This is a genomic window from Robiginitalea sp., from assembly GCF_049588695.1.
In the GTDB taxonomy this organism is placed as follows: Bacteria; Bacteroidota; Bacteroidia; order Flavobacteriales; family Flavobacteriaceae; genus Robiginitalea.
In genome coordinates this window covers 1-1,550 of sequence record NZ_JBAVZJ010000476.1, presented here as the reverse complement: position 1 = coordinate 1,550, position 1,550 = coordinate 1, and the positions used below count along the sequence as shown (strand labels likewise).

The following is a 1,550-nucleotide window of genomic DNA, read 5'->3' as shown; positions in this document are numbered from 1 at the left end:
CCGCGTTTTGAAGTTGAATTTGAGAAAGTCACCGCGAATCTGACTTTAGGTGATTCCGTCACTCTGAGAGGCAGGGCCGAGGCCTACCTGGGCGCCAGTATACAGAATGCTCCCGTTAAATATACAGTCAACCGATCGCATACTCCAATACCATGGGATTATGTACGGCAGGCTCCCATTGTGATTTCAGAAGGGGAAACGACAACTGACCGTCAGGGGAATTTTGAAATCAATTTTCGGGCTGTCCCGGACTCAACGATTCTGGCTCATAAAAACCCTATTTTCAATTATTCGGTCCTGGCAGTGGTAACTGATATTAATGGGGAAACGCGATCTTCAGAAACCACTCTGCAAGTGGGGTATCGCAATTTGAAGGTAGACCTGGATCTGCCGGACAAATGGAACCCCAATGTGAGTAATAGTTTCTCAGTAGATGCGAAGAATTTGAATGAAGAGCCCATTGCCGCATCTTTGATTGCCAAGGTCTTCCGCCTGAAGGCGCCGGAGCAGGTCCTTCGGGAAAAGCCGTGGAGCTTACCAGATTTCCAGATATTGTCGAAAGCGGTCTACAGGGCACGCTTTCCGCATGAGGCGTACGACAGTACAGATATTAAGGAATACTGGCCAAAGGCAGAAGAGGTCTTTGAATGGACAGGAAATATTGAGGGGTTTAGGGAAATCCGAATTCCGGATATGGCAGGATGGTACCCGGGCAGGTATCAACTGGAAGTCCGTGCGGCAGATACGGGAAAGGACACCCTACGCGTCTCGAGGCAATTTGAGGTGCTGGCCCCCGGAGATAGGGAAGCCTCTCCGGGTAGTTTATTTCGATCCCAGGTAGTGAATACCGACTTTAGAAAAGATCGCTATGTGCAGATGAAGTTTAGTACGGCAGCTGAAGACCTGACGATTTATTTAGATGGATACTGTGGGCAGGAGCAGATCGAGAGCCACGTGATTCGGATGGAGCATGGAAGCCATTACCTGAAAATCCCGGTTCGCGGGGGGTATAAACACCCCCTGGTCTTCAACATATACTATGTAAAATTTAATAGTCTTTTTAGCGAGCAGATTGAGATAGACCTTCCGCAAGAAACCGACCAACTCGCTTTTGAAACCCTGAGTTTTAGAAATAAAATCATTCCCGATCAGCAGGAGACCTGGAGCTTTCGTATTGCGGATTCGCAGAATAAAGGTGCTTCTGCCGAAGTGCTGGCAGCCATGTATGATGCCTCTCTGGATCAGTTTAAAAAACACGATTGGCAAACAAACCTGAGTTCTCAGGAGGGCTACAAAAGGTTTTATGTCCCCAATGTAGAAGCAGATGACTCCTTTTCGACAAGGAATTTTTTAAAATTCAACTATGTCTACCCCAGGGGAGGCTCTCAGTTGCTTAGAAATTATCGGAATCTGAATTGGTTTGGCTTTAATTTTGCCGATTCTCAATACAGCAATAAAAAGTATTTACGGCTCTTGGAGACCCGGGCCCGTTTTGCACAAACAGGAAAGCCCGGGGAAGGAAATATCAGTGGATTTATCACGGATGAGTA

General features: G+C 47.1%; 1 pseudogene. It reads left to right on the top strand.

What is annotated here, in order from left to right:
- Positions 1–1,550: pseudogene (locus tag WBV75_RS11210) on the top strand (hypothetical protein); the annotation flags it as partial.